Origin of the sequence: Dactylosporangium sp. CA-139114 (genome assembly GCF_050955725.1) — a bacterium.
In the GTDB taxonomy this organism is placed as follows: domain Bacteria; phylum Actinomycetota; class Actinomycetes; order Mycobacteriales; family Micromonosporaceae; genus Dactylosporangium.
In genome coordinates this window covers 1,990,631-2,013,568 of record NZ_CP192080.1, presented here as the reverse complement: position 1 = coordinate 2,013,568, position 22,938 = coordinate 1,990,631, and the positions used below count along the sequence as shown (strand labels likewise).

Here is a 22,938-nt window from a genome sequence, read left to right as displayed (position 1 = left end):
GGGACCGCGTCACGATTCCGGCCTGACCACCGGCGTCACGTCCATTCCGTGACTGCGGATGCGGCTCAGCACTGGGATCGCGCCACATCGTCGGCTACGGCCGCGGGCCCGCGCACGCTGAGCCGCCGACACCGGACCCCGCTCCCGAGGGGGTATGCGGCACGACTCGCATTGAGCTGTCAGCCTCACGCGGCGTCATCCATGCGGCGGCCGCTGCGCCGTCGGGTCCAGGCCGCCCTACCGACCGGGGGTGCGGCGTGATTCTCACGGTGACGCTCAACGCCGCGCTCGATCTGACGTATGCGGTCGACGAACTCCGTCCGTATACGACGCATCGGGTGCGAACCGTGCACGAACGCGCAGGCGGCAAGGGTCTGAACGTCGCGAGCGTCCTGCACGCGCAGGGCGAACCGGTGCTCGCGACCGGGCTGCTCGGCGGGGCGACCGGCACGCGGATACGCGAGCTGCTCGCCGCGGACGGTGTGCCGCACGCGTTCGCGCAGATTTCCGGCGAGACGCGACGAACGGTGACGATCGCCGACGGCGTGGACGCGACCGGGCTGTGGGAGCCCGGCCCGAGTGTCGAAATGGCGGAATGGCTCGAGTTCCTGCAGCTGTACCGCACGTTGCTCGCCGACACCGCCGTTGTCGCGCTGTCGGGGTCGCTGCCGCGGGGGCTTCCGGCGGATGCGTACGCGGTGTTGATCGAGCTTGCGCATTCGTGCAACGTGCGCACGGTGCTCGACACCAGCGGGGAGCCGTTGCGTCTCGGGCTCGCTGCCGGGCCGGACGTGGTCAAGCCCAACGCCGATGAGCTTGCGGCGCTGCTTCACGCGTCGGCAAACGAGCACGCGTCACCGGAGGAACGCGCCCTGACCGAGGGGCACGCCCCAACCAAGCGGCGCGCACCAGCCGAAGGGCACGCCCCAACCGAGGGGCACGCACCAGCCGAAGGGCACGCATCAGCGGGCGAACGCATACCGGCGGATGAGCACACCTCGACGGACGAGCAGGCACCGATGGGCGAACGCGGGTCGGCGAGCGCCCACGGGCCCATACGCGAGCACGCACCAGCAGCCGAGCGCGCATCGACCGAGCACGCGCTGGCAGCCGAACGCGCGCCAGCCGGGGAACACATACCAGCGGACCCGCGCACGCCGGCAGACCGGAGCGCGGTGACGGTCCAAAGCGCAAGGGCCGACCAGAGCGCGCCGGCGGATCAGAATGCACCGGCGAGTCAGAGTGCACTGGAGGGTCAAAACGCACCGGCGAGTCAAAGCGCACCGACGCACCGGAGTGCAGCATCGGACCGCGCGGTGGGCGCAGAACGACAGGCACGAGCAGCCCGCGCTGCGCGATTGGATCGGGATGCGTTGCGTGGGCTTGGTGCCGGGTGCGTTGTCGTTTCGCGCGGCGCCGATGGGCTGATCGCGGTGCGGGGCGAGGAAGCCTGGCTGGCCTCGCCGCCGGTTGTCGAGGCCGGCAATCCCACCGGTGCCGGGGACGCGTGTGTCGCCGCCCTCGCGCGCGGGTTGCGTGATCGCTCACCGTGGCCGGAACTGCTCTCCGATGCCGTCGCCCTGTCCGCGGCTGCTGTGGCCGCACCGTTTGCCGGGGCTGTTGACGAGGGCCGTTATCGGGAGCTGCGCACGCGGGTCGACGTCTCCGCGCTACCGCCTGGCGAACCGCTGCCGGCGCGGGTGCGCGGTGCCGACGAGCACAGGCCAGCGCCGACGGCCCGGCACGACCCGAACGAGCACAAACAAATATCGGTTGCCGCACCAGGCGTTGATGCGCACAAGCGAAGGCCGGCCGGTGCACGGGGCCTCGACGGACACGAACGAACACCGGCGGAGACGTGCGGCACGAACGGACACGAGCAAACGCCCGCAGAGGCGCGCGGCACGAACGGACACGAGCAAACGCCCGCAGAGGCGCGCGGCACGAACGGACACGAGCAAACGCCCGCAGAGACGTGCGGCACGAACGGACACGAGCAAACGCCCGCAGAGGCGTGCGGCTTGGACGGGCACGAGCGAGCGTCGGCGGCGTTGTCCGGCCTCGATGAGCACGAACGAACGCCTGCGGGGGTGCGTTTCGGAGATGAACCAGCAGAGTTGAACGAGGAGAGTTCCGATGTTGACCCCGACCGGTGAGATTGTTGCCGACGCCAGGCGCCGTGGGGTGGGGGCGGGGGCGTTCAATGTCATCACCGTCGAGCACGCCGAGGCCGTCGTCACCGGGGCGGAGGCCGCTGGTTGTGCGGTCATTCTGCAGATCAGCGAGAACGCCGTGCGGTTTCACCATGGGCGGCTCGGGCCCATCGCCGCGGCGGCCAAGGCGGTGGCCGAACTCTCGTCCGTGCCGGTCGGGCTGCATCTCGACCACGTGGAGAGTGACGAGCTCTTCGATCAGGCGGCCGGCAACGGGTTCGGGTCGGCGATGTATGACGCCTCGAAGCTCGAGTACTCCGGCAACGTCGCCGCCACTGCTCGGGCCGTTGCTCGCGGGCATGCGTGTGGGCTGTGGGTGGAGAGCGAGCTCGGCGAGGTCGGGGGCAAGGACGGTGCGCACAAGCCGGGGGTGCGCACGGATCCGGACGAGGCCGCGCAGTTCGTTCGCGCGACCGGGGTCGACGCGCTCGCCGTCGCGGTCGGATCCGCGCACGCGATGACGACCCAGGATGCGCGGCTCGATCACGACCTCATTGCACGTATCCGCGACGCGGTCGCCGTTCCGCTGGTGCTGCACGGGTCGTCGGGGGTTCCTGATGACGAGTTGCGCGCGGCGGTGCGGGGCGGGCTCGTCAAGGTCAACATCGGCACGGCGCTGAATGTCGCGTTCACCGGGGCGATCCGGGAGGCGATTCGGCGGGATGCGAACGTCGTCGATCCGCGCAAGTACCTCAGGAATGCGCGAGACGAGATGGCCGAAACGGTCACGCGCGCGCTGCGAGTGCTGACCGCCGCCGCCTAGCGAACCCGGACGAACCAGATCGCGCAGAAACGAGCACGAACGGCCACCCGAAACGAGCATGAGGCGATACGCCGGGCCGCAGCCGGGAAACACAGCCGAAGCCCGCGAATCGAGCCCGCGGATGGAGGCCCACGGATGGAGGCCGCGGGACAGGGGCGGAGGCAGAGAGGCAGGAAAGACGGAAACGGAAGGCGGCAACAGCAGCGCCGGTAGACGACCGGGCACCAACGACCGCAGCAGCAGACGCCAGGGCACCAACGACCGCAGCAGCAGACGCCAGGGCACCAACGACCGCAGCAGCAGACGCCAGGGCACCAACGACCGCAGCCGCAGCCGCAGCCGCAGCCGCAGCCGCAGCCGCAGCCGCAGCGAAGTCTAGAAGCCCTTGGCCGGGCCCACCGAGACGATGCGAACCGCGGCGGCGCCCTGGGCGTCGGACTCGGCCAGGTCCACCTCGGCCACGATCGCCCAGTCGCGGTCGCCCTCCGGGTCGTCGAAGATCTGGCGCACGTGCCAGCGGTCCGGCTTCTGGTCGATCACGAGCAGCGCCGGGCCGCGCGCGTCCGGGCCGACGCCCATCGAGTCGTACTCCTCGAAGTACGCCTCCACCGCGTCCTGCCACGCGTCCGCCGTGAAGCCGGCCTCTCCGTCGAGCTCGCCGAGCTCGTCGAAGCGGCGCAGTGCCGCGAGCTCGACGCGGCGGAACAGCGCGTTGCGCACCAGGACCCGGAACGCGCGCAGGTTGCGCGTGACAGCCGGTGGTTTGTCGTCGCGGGGGCCGCGCTCCTCGACGTCGCCAGGGTTGCGCAGCCGCTCCCACTCGTCGATGAGGCTGGAGTCGACCTGGCGAACGAGCTCGCCGAGCCATTCGATGATGTCCGTGAGGTCCTCGGTGCGCGCATCCTCGGGCACCGTCTGGCGCACGGCTTTGTAGGCGTCGGCGAGGTACCGCAGCACCAGTCCTTCCGAACGCGACAACCCGTAGAAGCCGACGTATTCGACAAACGTCATTGCGCGTTCGAACATGTCGCGCACGACGGACTTGGGCGACAGGGCATAGTCGGCGACCCACGGGTGCCCCTGCTTGTACAGGTGGTACGCGTTGTCGAGCAGGTCGGCGAGCGGCTTGGGGTGCGTGACCTCGTCGAGCAGTTCGAGCCGCTGCTCATACTCGATGCCGTCGGCCTTCATCGCCGCGACCGCCTCGCCGCGCGCCTTGAACTGCTGCGCGGAGAGCACCTGGCGCGGGTCGTCCAATGTGGACTCGATGATGGAGAGCACGTCGAGGGCGTAGCCGGGCGCCTCCCGGTCCAGCAGCTCGATCGCGGCCAGCGCGAACGGCGACAGCGGCTGGTTGAGCGCGAAGTCCATCTGCAGGTCGACGGTGAGCCGGACGCGGCGGCCCTCCTCGTCCGGCTCGGGCAGCTGCTCGACGACGCCGCCGGCCAGCAGCGCGCGGTAGATGGCGATCGCCCGGCGGATGAGGCGCCGCTGGGAGTGCGCGTCCTCGTGGTTCGCGGTGAGCAGGTGGCGCATCGCGGCGAACGCGTCGCCGGGGCGGCTGATCACGTTGAGCAGCATGGCGTGCGACACCTGGAAGCTGGACTTGAGCGGCTCCGGTTCAGCCTCGACGAGCCGTTCAAACGTGGGCCGGCCCCAGCCGATCGAGCCCTCCGGTGGCTTCTTGCGCACCACTTTGCGGCGTTTCTTGGGGTCGTCGCCCGCTTTCGCAAGCGCTCGCTCATTGTCGATGACGTGTTCGGGCGCCTGCACCACCACGGTGCCGATGGTGTCGAAGCCGGCCCGGCCCGCTCGGCCTGCGATCTGGTGGAACTCCCGCGCGTACAGGAGCCGCGTTTTCTGTCCGTCGTATTTGGACAGTGCCGTGAACAGCACCGTGCGGATGGGCACGTTGATGCCCACGCCGAGCGTGTCCGTGCCGCAGATGACCTTCAGCAGCCCGGCCTGGGCGAGGGTCTCGACGAGGCGGCGGTACTTCGGCAGCATCCCCGCGTGATGCACCCCGATCCCGTGCCGTACCAGCCGCGACAGGGTCTTGCCGAAGCCGGCCGTGAACCGGAAGTTGCCGATCGCTTCGCCGATCATGTCCTTTTCTGCGCGAGTGGCGACGTTCACGCTCATGAGCGCTTGTGCACGTTCGAGCGCCGCGGCCTGCGTGAAATGCACGATGTACACCGGCGCCTGCCGCGTGGACAGCAGCTCCTCGATCGTCTCGTGCATCGGGTCCATGGAGTAGGTGAACATGAGCGGCACGGGCCGTTCCGCGTTCTTCACGACCGCGGTCGCGCGCCCGGTGCGGCGAGTGAGGTCCTCCTCGAACCGCGTCACGTCGCCGAGCGTGGCGGACATGAGCACGAACTGGGCCTGCGGCAGCTCGATCAGCGGCACCTGCCACGCCCAGCCCCGGTCGGGGTCGGCGTAGAAGTGAAACTCGTCCATGACGACGATGCCGACGTCGGCTCGCTCACCGTCGCGCAGTGCGATGTTGGCGAGGATTTCCGCGGTACAGCAGATGATGGGCGCATCCGCGTTGACGCTCGCGTCGCCGGTGAGCATTCCGACGTTTTCGGCGCCGAACATGTCGACGAGCGCGAAGAACTTCTCCGACACCAGCGCCTTGATCGGCGCGGTGTAGAAGGTCGTGCGATCGGTCGCGAGCGCGGCGAAGTGCGCGCCCGCGGCCACGAGGCTCTTGCCGGAGCCGGTGGGGGTGTTGAGGATCAGGTTCGCCCCGGTGGCGATCTCGATGAGCGACTCCTCCTGGTGCGGGTACAGGCTGAGCCCCTGTTCCTGCGCCCAGGCCGAGAACGCCTCGAAAACGGCATCGGGGTCGCCGCCTCTGGGGACCCGCGCGGCAAGATTCGTCATCGCTTCTCGTACATCACGTCGAAGGAGGGCCGGCCAGCGCGCAGCGCACGCTGTTCGAACTTGGTCACCGGCCGATGGGCGGGGCGCGGCGCGAATCCGTCGTAAACGTTCACCAATTCCTGATCGGCGGTGAGCGTTTCGAGCATCGCCTGCGCGTATCCGGCGTCATCGGTTGCGCAGTGCAGGATGCCGCCGGGCTTGAGCCGGTCGCGGAGCACGGCGACGCGCTCGGGCACGATGAGCCGCCGTTTGTGGTGGCGCGCCTTCGGCCACGGGTCGGGGAAGAACACGTGCACCGCGGCGAGGCTGCCGGAAGGAATGTTGCTCGCGAGCAGTTCGAACGCGTCGACGGCCGCGATGCGCACGTTGCCGAGCCCGGCCTCGTCGATCAGGTGCAGCAGGTTGGCGACGCCGGGCGTGTGGACCTCGACGGCCAGGTAGCGCCGCCCGGGGTCGGCCGCGGCCATGAGCGCGGTGGCCTCACCCATCCCGGAGCCGATTTCGAGGACGTCGACGTTCCATCCGATTTCGAAGGTGTACCGCGCAGCAAGCCGCTCCAGCGCGTCGAAGTGCCGACCGCTGAGCCGACCCCGGCGGGGGTGATAGGTCCGGACGATCCGCAGCGGCCGGTCGACGGTAGTCATGGAAACTCAACTCTACCGGAACCGCGCCGCACCTGCTTGTGGTCCTGTGGCGACAAGGCCCCCTCCCGCCGCGAGGTCACCGCCGCAGGTCCCCCTGCGCCGAGCCTGAGCGAAACGACATGGTGCAGTGTTTCGCCGAGCATCTCGACGGTTTCGCGGTCACGCACCATGGGTGGGTGCAGTCGTACGGCTCGCGCTGCACCCGGCCGCCGATTCTGCACGGCGACGTGCACCGGCCGGAACCGATCACGGTGCGGTGGGCGACCTATGCGCAATCGCGCACCGAGCGGCCGGTGAAGGGCATGCTCACCGGGCCGGTGAAGGGCATGCTCACCGGGCCGGTGAAGGGCATGCTCACCGGGCCGGTGACGATCGTCGCCTGGTCGTTCGTGCGCTCCGACCGGCCGCTGCTGGACGTGACGATGCAGGTCGCCGACGCGGTGCGGGCCGAGGTGCGCGACCTGGAGGCGGCCGGCATCCAAATCATCCAGGAACACCGTCGCGCTGCCGGCCGCGGTCGGCCCGATCCTCGGCCCGGTGATCGACCAGCCGGCTCTGCACGAGCTGCTGCAACTGCGGCGCAAGGAGCAGCCTGAGTGCGCGCGGCGCTCACCAATGTTGTCGCGGCCGCGCACAAGATCCGCGAGTCCGTAAGGTGAGGGGATGTCGTATCCACCACCGAGGTACCACGGCGAGAACGGCGAGATCAACGCCACGTATCGGCCGGTCGGCACCGCGCCGGAGTTCACGTACGCCAACGGCAACACCGTGCACTACCTGGCGACGGGCGCGTCGACCAACGGGCAGTTCGGCCTCTACCGCTGGGTGATGGGCCCGCAGCCCAGCGGCCCGGACCTGCATTTCCACCGCTCGATCTCGGAGTCGTTCTTCATCCTGAGCGGTTCGGTGCGCATTTATGACGGCAAGCGCTGGATCGACACGGAACCGGGCGACTTCGTGCACGTCCCGGAGGGCGGCGTGCACGCGTTCCGCAACGAGTCCGGCGCGCCGGCCGAGATGCTCCTGCACTTCGCGCCCGGTGCGCCCCGGGAGGCCTACTTCGAAGGCCTCCCGGAGCTCGGTTCGATGACCGATGACGAACGTGCCGCGTTCATGCTCGAACACGACACGTTCTGGCTTTCCTAACTGTCCGTTCGCTCAAAACCGAAGCCGGCGACGCCGGCCAGAAACCGAACCCGACGACCCGGCCAGAAACCGAACCGCCAGCGACCTGGGTCACAAGCCGAACGCCAGCGACCTGGGTCACAAGCCGAACGCCGGCGACCTCGATCAGAAGCCGAAGCTCGCGACGAGAATCGCGCGCCCCAGCGTGTGGGCGGTCAGGTTGAAGCCCACGACGTTGGGGCTCGCGTCGGCGTCGACGCCCAGCGAGTCGGTGTCGAGGGCGTGGACGACGAAGTAGTACCGGTGCGGCGCGTCCTGCGGCGGCGGGGCCGCACCGCCGAAGTCCCGGCTGCCGTAGTCGTTGCGGGCGTGGATGGCCTCGTCGGGCAGGCCGTCCTTGTCCCCGGTCCCGGCGCCCGTCGGCAGCTCGGTCACCTCGGCCGGGATGTCGTAGACGAGCCAGTGCCAGAAGCCGCCACCGGTCGGGGCGTCGGGGTCGTAGCAGGTCACCGCGAAGCTCTTGGTGCCCGCGGGGGCGCCCGACCAGGCCAGGTGGGGCGAGGTGTTGCCGCGCTCGTAGACCTGAGCGTCGGGCAGGGTGCTCCCGTCCGTCAGGTCCTCGCTGGTCAAGCTGAACGCCGGCACCGCGGGCAGGAAGTCGTAGGGCGACGGCGGGCGCGGACGATCGGACATGCGCAATCTCCTTGCGAGGTGGCTACAGCTGTCTCTCGGGAATCCTCTTACCCAACGACCGTCAACCTCAAGTGAGGCGGCCGAGAGCTACCCCGAGCAACCACACCAGATACGGCTGATGGATCGCGCCGGCGCTGCGCTGTTCGAGGCTGACCACCGTCTGGCCCCGCCGGGCGACCGCCCACTGCCCGGACGCGAACGCCTCGTCGCCCACCCCGGGGACGGCGGCGCCGGCGCGGTGCGCGCGGATCGCGAGCTCGGCCGAGTCGCCGGTGGCCACCGTGACGACGAGCGCCGAGCCGTCCGCCGCCCGGAACTCCGCCATCGTCATCGGCCCGACCGCCACGCCGCGGTCGGCTCCGGTGAGCGTCACCGGCCGTCCCAGCACGCGGCCGGCCTCCTCCGCCGTGACCAGTTCGGCGGCCGCGACCCGGATCGGGCGGACCGCGGTGGCCAGGGCCGGGGCGCCCGCGTTCATGGCGCGCAGGATGAGGGCGTCGGTGTCGTCCTCGCCGTAGGTTGGTGATCGTGTGCGCGCGCTGGTGTCCACGCGCAGCTCGATGACGCGCCGGGTCCAGCGCCGGGCGGTCAGCGTGATGACGTCGCCGATGTCCGCGCGGTGCACGATTGAGGACGGACACGCCCAGGCGACGACACGATCGGCCGTGCCGGAGTCGATCGCCAGGTAGTGCAGGACGGGAATGGTCGGCCCGTCCTGCCGCTCGGTCTTCGTGCGCCAGGTCTCCACCCACACCACCTCGCCGGTGACGGTGACCGGGGTGAGCACGTCGATGAGCGTGCCGATCAGGGTGTACCCGCCGTAGAGCAGCGGCCACACGATGAGCAGGCGCACGGCGAGCGTCACCCAGCTCGATATGGAGCCGGGGGTGAAGTCGAACGCGATCGCGTTGAAGCGGACGATGAACGCGGCGATGGCGAGGGCGATGCAGGCTTTGACGGTGAGGCGTGCGGCTTTCTGTCCGTACCGTGGCCAGAACGACGGATATCGCACACGAATTCGGTGCCAAGTGCCGCCGAACGAGCTCCAGACCCGGCGCCGGTTGCCCATGCCGAGGTCGATGACGGCGGCGCAGACGCGGGTGGCTCCGACGGCGTCGCCGTAGGAGAGGTACCGGTCCCACACGGCGACGGCGGCGGGCGGGAGGTCGGCGAAGCTCTCGTGGGCGCGCAGGAACGCCTTCAGGCCGAGCCAGCGCACGGCCGCCTGGCGTCCCGCGGGGGTGTCCCGTTCGCCGCGCGACTTGCCGGCGAAGATGCCGAGCGCGGACCACAGGATGATGACCGCGACGAACGAAGCGCCGTTGCGGTTGTGGAGGAACATGGCGATTCCGGCGGCAAACGCCGGGATTCCCGCAAGCATCGTGAGCGCGGCGACCATCGCTGAGGAGAACCGGCGCTGCGAGAGGCCCTGCGATCGGGCGTCCGCGACGATCGCCGCGTTGAGCCGCTTCGTCCAGCCCTGCGCCTGCGCGGCGTCGCGGAACGTGAGCGCGGTGAGCGGCACCACGCCGTGCATCGTGAGCGATTGGACACGTTTGAAGATCATTCGCTCGTACGCGTTCAGCCCGGTCGGCTGCTCATTGCGCACATGGACGGTCGTTTGCAGCGGATCGTTGCCGGGTTGCCGGAACTCGAGGATGCGCCGGGCCGCGAGATCGATGAACGTGGACTCGGCGGCGTCCTCGGTGAGCTCCCATCGCCCGGTGATGAGGCTGACCACGGCGGGCGACTCGGGGCCGCCGAAGTCCTGGGTGGCCGGCGGCGCGAGGAGCACCGGCGGCCGCGTTGCGTACAAAAGCCCCCAGAATGCCGCAAACCATATCAAAAGCCCGAGTGCGACGATCCCGATCTCGACCAGGAGCCGGGGCTCGACGACGAGGTCCACGACGCGCCGCCCGGCCCGTCAGAACCGGACGTTGACGTCGGCGCGCTCGCCGCCCGCGGCCTCGAAGTACGGCCGCGCCCGGAACCCGCCGACGCCCGCGATGATGTTGGACGGGAGTGTCTGGGTCCGCTGGTTGTACGTCTGCACGGCGCTGTTGTAGAACTGCCGCGCGTACGCGATCTTCTCCTCCGTGGTGCCCAGCTCCGCCTGCAGTTGCAGGAAGCTCTGGTTCGCCTTGAGGTCCGGGTACGCCTCGGCGAGCGCGAACAGCCGGCCGAGCGCCTGGGTCAGCATCCCCTCGGCCTGCACCCGCCGCGCGGGGTCGGCCTCGCCGCCGGTGGCGGCGGCCGGCCCGGCCCCGACGGCCGAACTCGCGGCGGCGTTGCGGGCGGCGATCACGGCCTCGAGGGTCCCGTGCTCGTGCGCGGCGTACCCCTTCACCGTCTCGACCAGGTTCGGGATCAGCGAGTGGCGACGCTTGAGCTGCACGTCGATCTGGGCCCATGAGGCGTCGACCTGGGTGCGGGCCTTGACCAGCGCGTTGTACGTGGCCACGGCCCACCAGAGGAACACGAGCACGAGCACGACGACGACGCCGAGCACGATCAGAGCGGTCATGGGCGCATGGTGACCGCCCAGGGTTACCCAGCGCGTGCCACGGTCACCGATCCGACAGCGGTCCGGCGCGCGCTGAAGAACACCAAGCTAAGCCAACGCCCCGAGCCGAGCCGAGCCGAGCCGGGCTAAGAGCGTGTTTGAGAAGTCGCTGCCTCGTCCGTGGCGGCTATCGGCGGCGGGGACGACGGCTGGCTTTGTGGCCTCGGCCTGCGCGAGGTTGCGGTCGGGTTCGGGCGGTCAGGCTTTCCACTTGGTCGAGGTCGGTTGCGGTGAGCACTGGACGCCCGAGTCGGGTCGACAGCCAGCGGCGCTGGTAGGCGCTCAGGTCATTGGCGAACACGACAGCGTCGATGCTCTGGCTCGAACAGGTCGTCGCGATCTCTTCGAGCTTTCCCGGGCCGATGAGGAAGCGCCGGGTCAACGGGGCGGTCATGAGCCGTACCCCACCGTCGGAGACGCCCCTGCGCTGGACGAAGCGTTCCAGCACCTGCCCTCCCAGCGCTGCCACCCGCGCGTCCAGAGCGTCGAGCCGTGCCTGGTAATCGCGGTCCTTCGCTGAGAACAGCCCCACCAGGACTACGGAGCGGATGGCGGTCACTGGTACACCATCCCAGCTCAACCACTCCGTGTCACAGGAAATCCGGTCGCTGAGCGACTGCCGGGCCCAATGTGTGACGACGTATTTCCCGGCTGCTCATCTGCCGTCGGGCCAGCGCCAGCGTGGTTGGCGGGTTGGCCCCGGGCGATCCGGCTTGTCATCGAGTTGATCGCGGCCCAGCGGATGATGGCTTCGGAGGTGGCGGGGTCGCGTTCGTAGTCTCTGGCGAGGCGGCGATGGGCGGTGAGCCAGGCCAGGGTCCGTTCCACGCACCAGCGGCGCGGGATGACCGCGAAGCCTTGCTGGCCTTCAGGTTTGCGCACGATGTGCAGGGTGGTGCGCAGGATGGTGGCAGCCCAGTCGACGAGCTTGCCGGCGAAGGCGCCGTCGGCGTAGACGAACCGGATCGGCGCGGCTAGGTACATGTGCAGCAGGGTGGTCTTGGCTCCGTCGCGGTCCTGGACGCTGGCGGCGAGCACGACCACGACGATGAGCAGGCCGAGGGTGTCAGTGACGATGAACCGTTTCCGGCCGTTGATCTTCTTGCCGGCGTCGTAGCCGCGGCTGTCGCGCCCGACGGTGTCGGCGCCCTTGACGCTCTGGGAGTCGATGATTCCTGCGGTGGGCTGCGGGTCGCGGCCCTGCTGGACCCGTAGTTGCTCGCGCAGCACGGCGAGCATCGCGTCGGTGACCTTGTCCCGTTCCCACTGCTTGAAGTACCAGTACACGGTCTGCCACGGCGGAAAGTCCGCTGGCAGGTACCGCCAAGCGCAGCCGGTGCGGACCACGTACAGGATGCCGTCCACAATGGATCGTCGAGGGTGACGCTCCGGTCGGCCGCCGCGTTTCGGCACTGGCAGCAGCGGTTCGACCAGAGCCCATTGCTCGTCGTCAGGTCCGAAGGGTACCGCCGCTGCCGGGACATCCGGCCACCTTCGCGGCATTGACGTCGGTGGTCACGCAGGCGCGCCGACCCTAACCTGAAGACTTCTCAAACACGCTCTAAGCTTGATCTTTAACCTCGTCGTCGGGGTCGCGGCTTGGTTGTGGCTGTGTTCTTCTTCGATGTCCTTGTGCTGGTTGTGGCGGTGACGATGTGGACGTCGTGGCGTTGGGCGGGTCGTTGGTTGGGTTGGCCGGCGGGTCGCCCGGGTCCTGGTCGGGTCGGTTTCGGTGCTGCTGTGGGGCAGGCCGTTTTCGTGCGTAGGTGCCGAAAGTCCCGGCGGACTCGGGCTGGGGTGAGTCGGTGCGCTGCAGCGGGTTTCTCCCATGGGCGGCGCAGGTCCGCAGCAAGGGGGCGGGCGAGGCGGAGTTGGATGTAGGCGGCGAGGACGAGCCAGGTCCACCGGTCGGCGGCGGCAGGGCTGCGGATTTTGGGGCAGGTCCAGCCGAGTGTCTGTTTGATCATGCGGAAGGTGTGTTCGATGTCGAACCGGCGTAGGAAGGTCTGCCAGAGCCGGTCGACATCGGCAGGGCTGGTGGTGTCGGTGGCGTGGACGCCGGACCACCACAGCCACACCGGTTTCGGGGTGGCTCCGGACGGGAGCCGGTCGACCTGAAGGTGGATGACAGTGCCGGCGATGATCGGCAGATCACCTGATCCGGTCCACGCCGCGCGGCGGGTCAGTCGCGGGTGGAGACGGTCCCATGCCTGTGCGGTGGCGGTGCCGTAGAGGCGGGTCTCGGTGGTCGTGGACACGTCCGGAACGCCCCAGGTGGCGGGGTCGGCGAAGATGAACTCGCCGCCGTGGCGGGGCGGCCGGCCGATGAAGGTTGGGTCCCGCGGGGGCGCTGCCCGTCGCAGCACCCGATCCGACCGTAGCCGGGTCAGGATCTGCACCGGCAGATCACGCAGCAGCCACGCCAACCGCGGTCCGTCATAGCCGGCATCGGCGACGATCAGGACGTCCGGATCTCCTTGCCGCCACTGCCCGGCGGCCATGAGCCGGTCCAGAAGATGCCGCAGTTGGGCTGCGGTGACGGAGGCGGCATCGTCACCCGGGGCCAGGCGCTGGAAGTCCAACGGGGCGGTCCACGAACTGCGTCCGGGTTCCAGAGCCGCGATCATCGAGTACGGCCAGCCCGGAATCATGATGGCCTGGCCTTTGCCACGGCCGCGGGTGTGGCACAGGATCCGTTCCGGCGAGGTCTGTGCTTCCGGCCGCAGCCAGCATGTGATGTCCACGGCCAACACCAGCCGCCCGTCCGCAGCGCGCGGCAACGACACCCCGGCAAGCGCGGTCCGCAGACGCTCGACGTCGATACGGCCATCGACCACCGCGGCATAGGCCGAGCCATGACCGCGGCGGTGCTCAGCGACCAGCGACAGTTCCGCGAGCGACCGCACCGGCCCGTCCGCACACAGCACGGCATCGGCCAGCTCGAACACCGCATCCGCACGCGCCGTCAAACAGGCGTAGAACTCTTGCCGGAACCGTCGCAGCTCCCCGAACGCCGCCCCACGAACCGGATCATGCACACTGACCACCAGACAGCTCTTGGTTGTTGATCTCTTCCCTAGACAAGAAGAATGATCAGCCAAGAGCTGTCGTCACGATCGGCCGGGGCCGTCGGTCAGCCCGCCGACGTTAAAGATCAAGCTAAGCACGAACCAGGCCAGGTCCGCCGAATGCCGGCGCCCATGTCTCGGCAGAACAATGCCAGGCCACGAGAGCCGAACATCATCGTCGAGCAAAAGAATCAAGCAACACGGCGAAGCGATGACCAGCGAACGGCAGCGGAGTGCAAAACAGAGCAAGAAAGCGATGAGCAGTGCGGGCGGGGGTGGAGAAAGGTAAATGCAGAGCGGGCGGGAGTGCGCCTTCTTATTTCCCTATTCTACCCGGGCCGACCTAATCGATCTTGCCGGGAGTCACGCTCAGTGAGGCAGGCGGAACTCCTCGGCGCGGCGGGCGGCCAGCCAGGATTCCACGTCCGACGAGGTGCGCGGCAGGCCGTCCGACAGGTTGCGCGCCCCCGTCGGCGTGACCAGCACGTCGTCCTCGATGCGCACCGCGATCCCCCGCAGCTCGGCCGGCACCAGCTCGTCCTCCGGCTGGAAGTACAGGCCCGGCTCGACCGTCAGGACGTAGCCGGTGTCCAGGGTGCCCTCGCGGTAGCGCTCCTTGCGCGCCGCCGCGCAGTCGTGGACGTCCAGGCCGAGCATGTGGCCGAAGCCGTGCAGGGTCCACCGGCGGTAGAGGATCGCGCTCTTGTCCATCGCCTCGTCGACGCTGACCGGCAGGACGCCCAGCGCGTGCAGGCCCTCGGCGAGGACGCGCATGCACGCCTGGTGCACGTCGTCAAAGGCCACGCCGGGGCGGATGGTGTCGATGCCGGCCTGCTGGGAGCGGTACACGATGTCGTACACCTCCCGCTGCAGCGGCGTGAACGTGCCGGAGACGGGGACGGTGCGGGTCACGTCGGCGGTGTAGAGGTTGCGGTTCTCCACGCCCATGTCCATGAGCAGCAGGTCGCCGCCGCTGGTGCGGCCCGTGTTGCGCGTCCAGTGCAGGATCGTGCCGTGCGCGCCGGCGCCGACGATCGAGTCGTAGCCGACGTCGTTGCCGTCGTGGCGGGCGCGCATCGCGAAGATGCCTTCGATGAGGCGCTCGTTCACGGGGCGGTCGGCGGGCAGGGCGCGGGCCGCGTCCTCGAAGCCACGGACCGTCGCGTCGATGGCGTCCTGGAGCTGCTCGAGCTCCCAGGCGTCCTTGACGAGCCGCAGTTCGCCGAGGACCCGGGCGAGTTCCTGGTCGCGGGCCGGGTCGGTGCTGCGCACGGCCGCGTCGACGGCCGGGTCGAAGCCGCGCAGGACGCGGGTGCGGCCCGGGGCGCTGTCGTCGAGGACGGCGGCGAGGTCGTCCACGTGCGCGGTCTGCACCTGCAGCTCGGTGGCCTTCTCGGCGAGCGTGTGCCGGCGGCCGATCCACAGCTCGCCGTGGTTGCGGTCGGTGAAGAACTCGTCGGTGTCGCGGGGCGAGCGGGGGCGGACGTAGAGGGTCGCGTCGTGGCCGCCGTCGGTGGGGCGCAGCACGAGCACGGACTCGGGGTCGTGCTCGCCGGTGAGCCACACGTGCTCGCTGCCGGGGCGGAACCGGAAGTTGGTGTCGTTGGAGCGCACGTGCTCGATCCCGGAGGGGATGATGAGCGTCTCGCCGGGGAACGCGCCGGAGAGCTCGGCGCGGCGTTTGGCGTGGTCGGGCGCCTCGGCGCGGGGCGTGACGTCGAGTGTGGTGTCGCGCCAGCCCGTGCGCATGAACGCCCGGAAACGCTCCGGAAAGTCGGGGTCGTGGGACTGACTGCCGACTGCTTCCGCCATGTGAACCTCCGCCGCGAATTCGTGCTCCACCTGCGACCGTACCCCGTGCGAGGATGCATGCCATGGCGGGACTTCTCACGTTCGTCAGCGCGCGGGGCGGCGCGGCGGGGCAGCGGGATGCGGTCGCCGACGCGCTGGGGCTGCTGCGGCACCGCGGGCCCGACGACGAGGGTATCGTCGCCGACGACGACGTGGTGTTCGGCGCGGAGCAGCTGACGGTGAGCGAGCACCGTTCGGCGCAGCCGGCGAGGTATCCGCCGTTGGGCGTGACCGCCGGGCGGTATCTGATCGTGCTGGACGGCGCGCTGTACAACGCCGCGCAGCTGCGGGCCGAGCTGGTGGAGGAGCGCCGGGCCGAGTTCGGCACCGACGGCGACGCCGAGGTGATCCTCGCCGCCTACCACCACTGGGGCCCGGGTGCCGTGAGCCGGCTGCGGGGCATGTTCGCGTTCGTGATCTGGGACGGTTCGGCCCGGCGGGCGTTCGGGGCCCGCGACCCGTTCGGCATCAAGCCGCTCTTTCAGCTGCAGACGCCCCAGGGGGTGTACCTCGCCAGCGAGAAGAAGGCCCTCCTGCCGTTCGTCGCCGACCGGGCCGCGGTCGACACGGTGCGCCTGCAGCACTATCTGACGATGCAGTACGTGCCGGAGCCGGCGACGATGCATCCGGAGGTGCGCCGGCTCGGGGCGGGCGAGTCGTTCGTCTACACGCCGGGCGGGCCGCTGGCGAACCGGCGGTACAGCCAGCTGACCTTCCGCCCGGCGCCGGTCGCCGACGAGGAGGCCGTGGTGCGCCGCATCGGGGAGGCGCTGCGGGAGAGCGTCCACGCGCACATGCAGGCCGATGCCCCGGTCGGCGCGTTCCTGTCCAGCGGCATCGATTCGACGGCGATCGTCGCGCTCGCGGCCGAGCGGGATCCGGGGCTGCGGACGTTCACCGTGGGTTACGACGCGGCGGGGCCGGGCGCGCAGTTCTCGGAGATCGACGTGGCCGAGCAGTCGGCGCGGGCGCTCGGTGTCGCGCTGACGGCGACGGTGGTCACCGCGGGTGACTTCATGCGGGCCCTGCCGCGGATCGTGTGGCATCTCGACGACCCGGTCGCGGATCCGGCCCTGGTGCCGTTGTTCTTCCTGGCGGAGCGGGCGGCCCGGGACGTGACGGTGGTGCTCGGCGGTGACGGGGCGGACGAGCTGTTCGGCGGCTATCCGATCTACCGGGAGCCGCTGTCGCTGTCGAGCGTGAGTCACCTGCCCGACTCGATGCAGCGGGGGCTGCGTGCGGTGTCGCGGGTCATTCCGCAGGGTGTGAAGGGCAAGAGTTTCCTGGAGCGGGGCACGACCCCGATCGAGGAGCGCTACTACGGCAACGCGCGGATCTTCACCGACGAGGAGAAGGCCGCGCTGCTGCGCCACTTCGAGCCGGACGTGCGGCACACGGACGTGACGGCGCCGGTGTTCAAGGAGGCCGGGGCGCTCGACGACGTGACGACGATGCAGTACGTGGACCTGTACACGTGGCTGCGGGGCGACATTCTGGTGAAGGCGGACCGGATGACGATGGCGCACTCGCTGCAGCTGCGCACGCCGTTTCTGGACCGGGCCGTGTTCGAGGTGGCCGCGGGGCTGCCGAGCGAGCTGAAGGTGCCGCCGCGCTCGCAGGAGACGAAGGCGGCGCTGCGCCGGGCGCTGGCCGGGGTGGTGCCGGAGCCGATCGTGCACCGCCGGAAGCTCGGCTTTCCGGTGCCGATCCGGCCGTGGCTGCGCGGGGAGATGTACGACTGGGCGCACGGCGTGCTCGACGCGTCGGGCGCCGGGGATCTGCTGGACCTCGACGTGGTGCGGGGGCTGCTGCGGGCGCATCGTAAGAAGGAGGCCGACCATGCGCGCAAGCTGTGGACGGTGCTCGTCTTCTGTGTGTGGCACGCGGTCTTCGTGACCGGATCCATGCGCCCGGGGTTCACCGGGGCCGCGAACGAGGAGGTGTTCCCGTGACCGGGTACGGCGTGGTCATCGGTGAGGCGCTGATCGACCTGCTGGAGTCGACGGCGGGCGGTGAGCTGGTCTACCGGCCGGCGGTCGGCGGCGCGCCGTTCAACGTGGCCGTCGGCATCGCCCGTCTCGGCGCCGAGGTGCACTTCCTGGGTTCGTTCGGCGACGACCCGTTCGGCCACCGGCTGCTGGACTTTCTGGACAAATCCGGCGTCGGTACGGACGGTGCCGTCACGGTCGCGGACGTGGCCACCACGCTCGCCGTCACCACCTTCCAGGGCCACGAGCCGACGTTCCGCTTCTACGGGGAGCCGCCGTCCTACGGGCTGTTCGACGCCGGCAGCGTCGACGAGTCGCTGGTGGCGGGGGCGCGGCTGCTGTACTGCGGCTCGATGTGCCTGCTCGCCCCGCCCGTGCTCGCCGCCGCCCGCCGCGCCTGGGCGGTGCCGGGGCCGGTGCGCGTCTTCGACCCCAACGTGCGCCCGATCGTGGGGCTCAACCCGGAGGTCGTGGAGGAGTTCGCGGCCACGGCCGACCTGGTGAAGCTGAGCTCGGCCGACGCGGTGGCGCTGTGGGGCGACTCGCCCGAGCAAGCCGCCGACCGCCTGCTGTCCTGCGGCGCGGACGTGGTCGTGGTGACCCTGGGTTCGCAGGGCGCGCTGGTGGCGCAGGGTTCCTCGACGGTACAGGTGCCGGCCCCTCGCATCGCCCCGGTCGACGCGACCGGCGCGGGCGACGCGACGATGGCCGGGCTCAGCTGGGGCATCCTCGCCCACGGCCGGCCGGTGGATCTCGGCGGCTGGGCGACCCTCACCCGGGTCGCGGTCCACGTCGCCGGCCTGGTGTGCGAGTCGCCGGGCGGCGCCGTGTCCATGCCGACGGTCGCCGACCTTCGCACCCGGTTCGTAGACTTGGCGGTGTGACGCCCGGGCGGTTCGGCCGGTACGTGATGGCATGCAAGGCGGCAGCCGCGGGCGTCGCCTTGCTGATCGTCGTGCTCCGCGTCGTCTACGAGTTCGGCGTCACCTCCGCGAACACCCCGATGTGGGCCGCGGCGGCGCTGCTGTTCGCCCCGGTCGTCGTGCTCAGCGGCGCGTTCATCGCCTTTGGCGTCGTGTTCCGCCCGATCCTGCACCCGCCCCCGGCGGCGCTGCGGGTGCGGGGGGACGCGTTCGTGGTGCCGGGCTCCCCGGTGCTCATGGGCCGGCTCACGATGGGCTGGGCGCTGCTGGGCACCGTGTTCCTGGAGAGCGACCCGGGCCTGTCGCCGACGACACGCTTCGGCATCAACGCGGGCGCCTTCCTGGTGATCGCCGGGGCCGCCCTGCCGCTGCTGCGCGGCCCGCGGATCGTGGTCAGCCCGGCGGGGCTGAACATCCGCGCCGGGGGCCGGCGGGTCCTGGCCTGGGACGATCTGGTGCGGGTGCCGGCCAACCCGCTGCCGATCCCGGTGCGGGCGCCGAAGCTGGCGCTGAGCATCCGCCGCCCGGGCCGCCCGGAGCCGGGCTGGCTGCTGGTGCCGCTGGAGCTGCTGGCGGTCGAGCCCGTCTTCCTCGGCTCCGTCGTGGAGCACTACGTCGAGCACCCGGATCGCCGCGGGGCGATCGGCACGAAAGAGGAGTACACGCGCCTGACGGGGGTGCCCGTCTGACGGTTGGCAAGGCGTTTGCAAGGCCGGCGGCGGATGCTTGGGCTGTGACTGCTCTGCTGCTGGTTCGCCGGGTGCCGCCGGCCCGCCTGGAACTCACCCGCACGACGGCCCGGCAGTGGGACGCCGCGCTGGCGGGTGACGCGACCGTGCAGTGGTGGGAGCTGGTCGACCCGGCGGCCGACGACGCCGCCCCGCCCGCCGCGCTCGCGGCGCTGCGCCCGGACCCGGTGACGGTGCGCCTGGCCGGCGTGGCGACCCCGCCGGGGCAGCGGGACCGGGCGGTGCAGGTGGTGGTGGCGCTCATCGACGCCCTGCGGGCCACGTCCGCGCTGACGCTGGAGGCGCTGCCGTCGGCGGAGCTGTCGGCGATCCTGCGCGACGCCGGCTTCCTGCCCGCCGGGGACGGCCGCGCGGTCCTCGAGCTGTAGGCGGCCCGCCGACGCCCGCGTCCCGATCGAGCTGGGCCACCCGAAGCAGCGGGCCGTCCTGGCGCTGCCGGCGACCCGCCCGGGCCGGGTGGTGCCGGTGCAGACGCTGGTCGACGAGCGGCGACCGCGCGGAGCTGGAGCGGGCCCTGGCCCTGGCCCTGGCCGTGAGCTGGGGCAGGCGCCGGCGGTGGCACGGATTGGGACGACGCTTGCGTGAATAACAAGACGGACGTACGGTTTTCTTGACTGAACCCCCCGCGGCACGATCCCGGCGCGCGCTGGGGAAGACTGGCCTACCGGAACGACGACTTGACGGAAGAGGAGCACACGCCGTGGCGAGCCTCGACTCCTTCGGAGCAAAGAGCCAGCTGAGCGTCGGTGACGCCAGCTACGAGATTTACCGGATCGGCCAGGTCGAGGGGGCCGCTCGGCTGCCGTACAGCCTGAAGATCCTCCTGGAGAACCTGCTGCGGACCGAGGACGGCGCGAACATCACCGCCGAGCACATCCGGGCCCTGGGCGGGTGGGACGCGTCGGCCGAGCCGAGCGTGGAGATCCAGTTCACCCCGGCCCGCGTGCTGATGCAGGACTTCACCGGCGTGCCGTGCGTCGTCGACCTCGCCACCATGCGCGAGGCCGTCGTCGAGCTCGGCGGCGACCCGAAGCGGGTCAACCCGCTCGCCCCGGCCGAGCTCGTCATCGACCACTCCGTCATCGCCGACCTGTTCGGCCGGCCGGACGCGTTCGAGCGCAACGTCGAGCTGGAGTACGGGCGCAACAAGGAGCGGTACCAGTTCCTGCGCTGGGGCCAGACCGCGTTCAACGAGTTCAAGGTCGTCCCGCCGGGCACCGGCATCGTGCACCAGGTGAACATCGAGTACCTGGCCCGGGTCATCATGGCCCGCGGCGGCCAGGCCTACCCGGACACCGTGGTCGGCACCGACTCGCACACCACGATGGTCAACGGCCTCGGCGTGCTCGGCTGGGGCGTCGGCGGCATCGAGGCCGAGGCCGCGATGCTCGGCCAGCCGGTGTCGATGCTCATCCCGCGGGTCGTGGGCTTCAAGCTCTCCGGTGAGCTGCCGGAGGGCACCACCGCCACCGACCTGGTGCTGGTCATCACCGAGATGCTGCGCAAGCACGGCGTGGTCGGCAAGTTCGTCGAGTTCTACGGCCCCGGCGTGAGCGCGGTGCCGCTGGCCAACCGGGCCACGATCGGCAACATGAGCCCCGAGTACGGCTCGACGGTGGCGATCTTCCCGATCGACGACGAGACCATCAAGTACCTGAAGCTGACCGGCCGCGACGAGGCCCAGGTCGCGCTCGTCGAGGCCTACGCCAAGGAGCAGGGCCTCTGGCACGACCCGGCCGCCGAGCCGGACTACTCCGAGCGCCTCGAGCTCGACCTGAGCACCATCGAGCCGTCGCTGGCCGGCCCGAAGCGCCCGCAGGACCGGGTGCCGCTGTCCAGCGCCAAGCCGATGTTCCGCTCGGTGCTCGACCACTACGTCGGCGACGGCGTCGAGGGCCCGGCCGACGAGGCCAGCGCCGAGTCGTTCCCGGCCAGCGACGCCCCCGCCAACAGCGTCAGCGCCAACGGTGACCGCCCGCACGACCTGGTCTCGGCCGCCTCGGGCGCCGACGGCCGCACGTCGAAGCCGGTGCGGGTCGAGGACTACGAGCTCGACCACGGCGCCGTCGTCATCGCCGCCATCACGTCCTGCACGAACACGTCGAACCCGCAGGTCATGATCGGCGCGGCGCTGCTGGCCCGCAACGCGGTGGAGAAGGGCCTGTCCCGCAAGCCGTGGGTGAAGACGACCCTGGCCCCGGGCTCGAAGGTGGTCACGGACTACTACGAGCGCTCCGGCCTCACGCCCTACCTGGACAAGCTCGGCTTCAACCTGGTCGGCTACGGCTGCACCACCTGCATCGGCAACTCCGGCCCGCTGCCGGAGCCGATCAGCGCCGCGGTCAACGAGCACGACCTCACCGTCGTGTCGGTGCTGTCGGGCAACCGCAACTTCGAGGGCCGGATCAACCCGGACGTGAAGATGAACTACCTGGCCTCGCCGCCGCTGGTGGTCGCCTACGCGCTCGCGGGCACGATGGACATCGACCTGACCAGCGACCCGCTGGGCACCGGCTCGGACGGGCAGCCGGTCTACCTGCGTGACATCTGGCCGAGCCCGAAGGAGATCGAGGACACCATCGCCGCGGCGATCGGCGCGGACCTGTTCTCCACCCGCTACGCCGACGTGTTCGCCGGCGACGAGCAGTGGCGGTCGCTGCCCACGCCGACCGGCGACACGTTCGACTGGGCGGGCGACTCGACGTACGTGCGCAAGCCCCCGTACTTCGAGGGCATGGCCACCGAGCCCTCGCCCGTCAGCGACATCGCCGGCGCCCGGGTGCTGGCCAAGCTCGGCGACTCGGTCACCACCGACCACATCTCGCCGGCCGGCTCCATCAAGGCCGACTCGCCCGCCGGCAAGTACCTCGCCGAGCACGGGGTGGAGCGCAAGGACTTCAACTCGTACGGGTCGCGCCGCGGCAACCACGAGGTGATGATCCGCGGGACGTTCGCCAACATCCGGCTGCGCAACCAGCTCGCGCCGGGCACCGAGGGCGGCGTGACCGTCAACCACCTCACCGGCGAGCAGACCACGATCTACGACGCCTCCGTCGCCTACGCCGAGGCCGGGGTGCCGCTGGTGATCCTGGCCGGCAAGGAGTACGGCTCCGGCTCCTCGCGCGACTGGGCCGCCAAGGGCACCGCGCTGCTGGGCGTGCGCGCCGTCATCGCCGAGTCGTACGAGCGCATCCACCGCTCGAACCTCATCGGCATGGGCGTGCTGCCGCTGCAGTTCCCGCAGGGCGAGAACGCCGACTCGCTGGGTCTGTCCGGCACCGAGACGTTCACCGTCACCGGCGTCGAGCAGCTCAACGACGGCAGCACCCCGCGCACGGTGCGGGTGAGCACCGACAGCGGCGTCGAGTTCGACGCGGTGGTGCGCATCGACACCCCCGGCGAGGCGGACTACTACCGCCACGGCGGCATCCTGCAGTACGTGCTGCGCAAGATGATCGCCGCCTGACCC

The 22,938-nt window shown here is 70.5% G+C and carries 17 protein-coding genes and 1 pseudogene; 9 read left to right on the top strand and 9 right to left on the bottom strand.

Annotation, left to right across the window (positions count from 1 at the left end; translation table 11 throughout):
- Positions 1 to 257 precede the first annotated feature (257 nt).
- Both ACQP2P_RS09065 and ACQP2P_RS09060 read left to right on the top strand, forming a co-directional pair.
- On the top strand, positions 258 to 2,156 hold the full coding sequence (locus tag ACQP2P_RS09065) for a PfkB family carbohydrate kinase (RefSeq protein WP_433614631.1): 1,899 nt from the start codon (positions 258 to 260) through the stop codon (positions 2,154 to 2,156).
- Positions 2,137 to 2,976, top strand: coding sequence for a class II fructose-bisphosphate aldolase (locus ACQP2P_RS09060; RefSeq protein WP_433614629.1), 840 nt, complete (start codon positions 2,137 to 2,139; stop codon positions 2,974 to 2,976). The genes ACQP2P_RS09065 and ACQP2P_RS09060 overlap by 20 nt, the downstream gene beginning before the upstream one ends.
- 375 nt (positions 2,977 to 3,351) lie before the next feature.
- On the opposite strand, the gene ACQP2P_RS09055 is transcribed toward ACQP2P_RS09060, so the two are convergent.
- Together ACQP2P_RS09055 and trmB are read right to left on the bottom strand one after the other, a co-directional pair.
- The gene (locus tag ACQP2P_RS09055; RefSeq protein WP_433614627.1) at positions 3,352 to 5,865 is read right to left on the bottom strand and encodes a DEAD/DEAH box helicase; all 2,514 of its coding nucleotides are present in this window, start codon (positions 5,863 to 5,865) and stop codon (positions 3,352 to 3,354) included.
- On the bottom strand, positions 5,862 to 6,509 hold the full coding sequence (trmB, locus tag ACQP2P_RS09050) for a tRNA (guanosine(46)-N7)-methyltransferase TrmB (RefSeq protein ID WP_433614625.1): 648 nt from the start codon (positions 6,507 to 6,509) through the stop codon (positions 5,862 to 5,864). The genes ACQP2P_RS09055 and trmB overlap by 4 nt, the downstream gene beginning before the upstream one ends.
- Before the next feature lie 38 nt (positions 6,510 to 6,547).
- Here trmB and ACQP2P_RS09045 point away from each other — a divergent pair, with 38 nt between their 5' ends.
- Together ACQP2P_RS09045 and ACQP2P_RS09040 are read left to right on the top strand one after the other, a co-directional pair.
- Positions 6,548 to 7,105, top strand: coding sequence for a hypothetical protein (locus ACQP2P_RS09045; protein WP_433614623.1), 558 nt, complete (start codon positions 6,548 to 6,550; stop codon positions 7,103 to 7,105).
- Positions 7,106 to 7,172: 67 nt separating this feature from the next.
- Positions 7,173 to 7,655, top strand: a complete 483-nt coding sequence (locus ACQP2P_RS09040) for a cupin domain-containing protein (protein WP_433614622.1) — start codon at positions 7,173 to 7,175, stop codon at positions 7,653 to 7,655.
- Positions 7,656 to 7,799: 144 nt separating this feature from the next.
- Here ACQP2P_RS09040 and ACQP2P_RS09035 read toward each other — a convergent pair whose 3' ends face one another.
- The 7 genes and pseudogenes from ACQP2P_RS09035 to ACQP2P_RS09005 all read right to left on the bottom strand — a co-directional run bounded on the left by ACQP2P_RS09035 (position 7,800) and on the right by ACQP2P_RS09005 (position 15,770).
- On the bottom strand, positions 7,800 to 8,327 hold the full coding sequence (locus ACQP2P_RS09035; RefSeq protein ID WP_433614620.1) for a YbhB/YbcL family Raf kinase inhibitor-like protein: 528 nt from the start codon (positions 8,325 to 8,327) through the stop codon (positions 7,800 to 7,802).
- A gap of 67 nt (positions 8,328 to 8,394) precedes the next feature.
- Positions 8,395 to 10,143 (bottom strand): DUF2207 family protein, encoded by a 1,749-nt coding sequence (locus ACQP2P_RS09030; protein ID WP_433614618.1) that lies wholly within the window; start codon positions 10,141 to 10,143, stop codon positions 8,395 to 8,397.
- Positions 10,144 to 10,251: 108 nt separating this feature from the next.
- Positions 10,252 to 10,851 (bottom strand): LemA family protein, encoded by a 600-nt coding sequence (locus tag ACQP2P_RS09025; RefSeq protein ID WP_433614616.1) that lies wholly within the window; start codon positions 10,849 to 10,851, stop codon positions 10,252 to 10,254.
- 166 nt (positions 10,852 to 11,017) lie between these two features.
- Positions 11,018 to 11,449: a hypothetical protein gene (locus ACQP2P_RS09020; protein ID WP_433614614.1), complete on the bottom strand. Its 432-nt coding sequence runs from the start codon at positions 11,447 to 11,449 to the stop codon at positions 11,018 to 11,020.
- A gap of 17 nt (positions 11,450 to 11,466) precedes the next feature.
- Positions 11,467 to 12,374: pseudogene (locus tag ACQP2P_RS09015) on the bottom strand (IS5 family transposase).
- Positions 12,375 to 12,464: 90 nt separating this feature from the next.
- Positions 12,465 to 13,937, bottom strand: coding sequence for an NF041680 family putative transposase (locus tag ACQP2P_RS09010; protein ID WP_433614612.1), 1,473 nt, complete (start codon positions 13,935 to 13,937; stop codon positions 12,465 to 12,467).
- A gap of 390 nt (positions 13,938 to 14,327) precedes the next feature.
- Positions 14,328 to 15,770, bottom strand: coding sequence for an aminopeptidase P family protein (locus tag ACQP2P_RS09005; protein ID WP_433614610.1), 1,443 nt, complete (start codon positions 15,768 to 15,770; stop codon positions 14,328 to 14,330).
- 62 nt (positions 15,771 to 15,832) lie between these two features.
- On the opposite strand from ACQP2P_RS09005, the gene asnB reads away from it, so the two are divergent.
- The 5 genes from asnB (at position 15,833) to ACQP2P_RS08980 (ending at position 22,935) form a co-directional block, all read left to right on the top strand.
- On the top strand, positions 15,833 to 17,761 hold the full coding sequence (gene asnB, locus ACQP2P_RS09000; protein WP_433614609.1) for an asparagine synthase (glutamine-hydrolyzing): 1,929 nt from the start codon (positions 15,833 to 15,835) through the stop codon (positions 17,759 to 17,761).
- Positions 17,758 to 18,681, top strand: a complete 924-nt coding sequence (locus ACQP2P_RS08995; RefSeq protein ID WP_433614607.1) for a carbohydrate kinase family protein — start codon at positions 17,758 to 17,760, stop codon at positions 18,679 to 18,681. Before asnB ends, ACQP2P_RS08995 begins: the two co-directional genes overlap by 4 nt.
- Positions 18,678 to 19,409 (top strand): hypothetical protein, encoded by a 732-nt coding sequence (locus tag ACQP2P_RS08990; RefSeq protein WP_433614605.1) that lies wholly within the window; start codon positions 18,678 to 18,680, stop codon positions 19,407 to 19,409. Before ACQP2P_RS08995 ends, ACQP2P_RS08990 begins: the two co-directional genes overlap by 4 nt.
- A 44-nt stretch (positions 19,410 to 19,453) precedes the next feature.
- Entirely contained in the window at positions 19,454 to 19,837 is a 384-nt protein-coding gene (locus ACQP2P_RS08985) for a hypothetical protein (protein WP_433614603.1), read from the top strand.
- 332 nt (positions 19,838 to 20,169) lie between these two features.
- A complete protein-coding gene (locus ACQP2P_RS08980; RefSeq protein WP_433614601.1) occupies positions 20,170 to 22,935 on the top strand; it encodes an aconitate hydratase in 2,766 nt (921 codons plus the stop codon).
- Positions 22,936 to 22,938 lie beyond the last annotated feature (3 nt).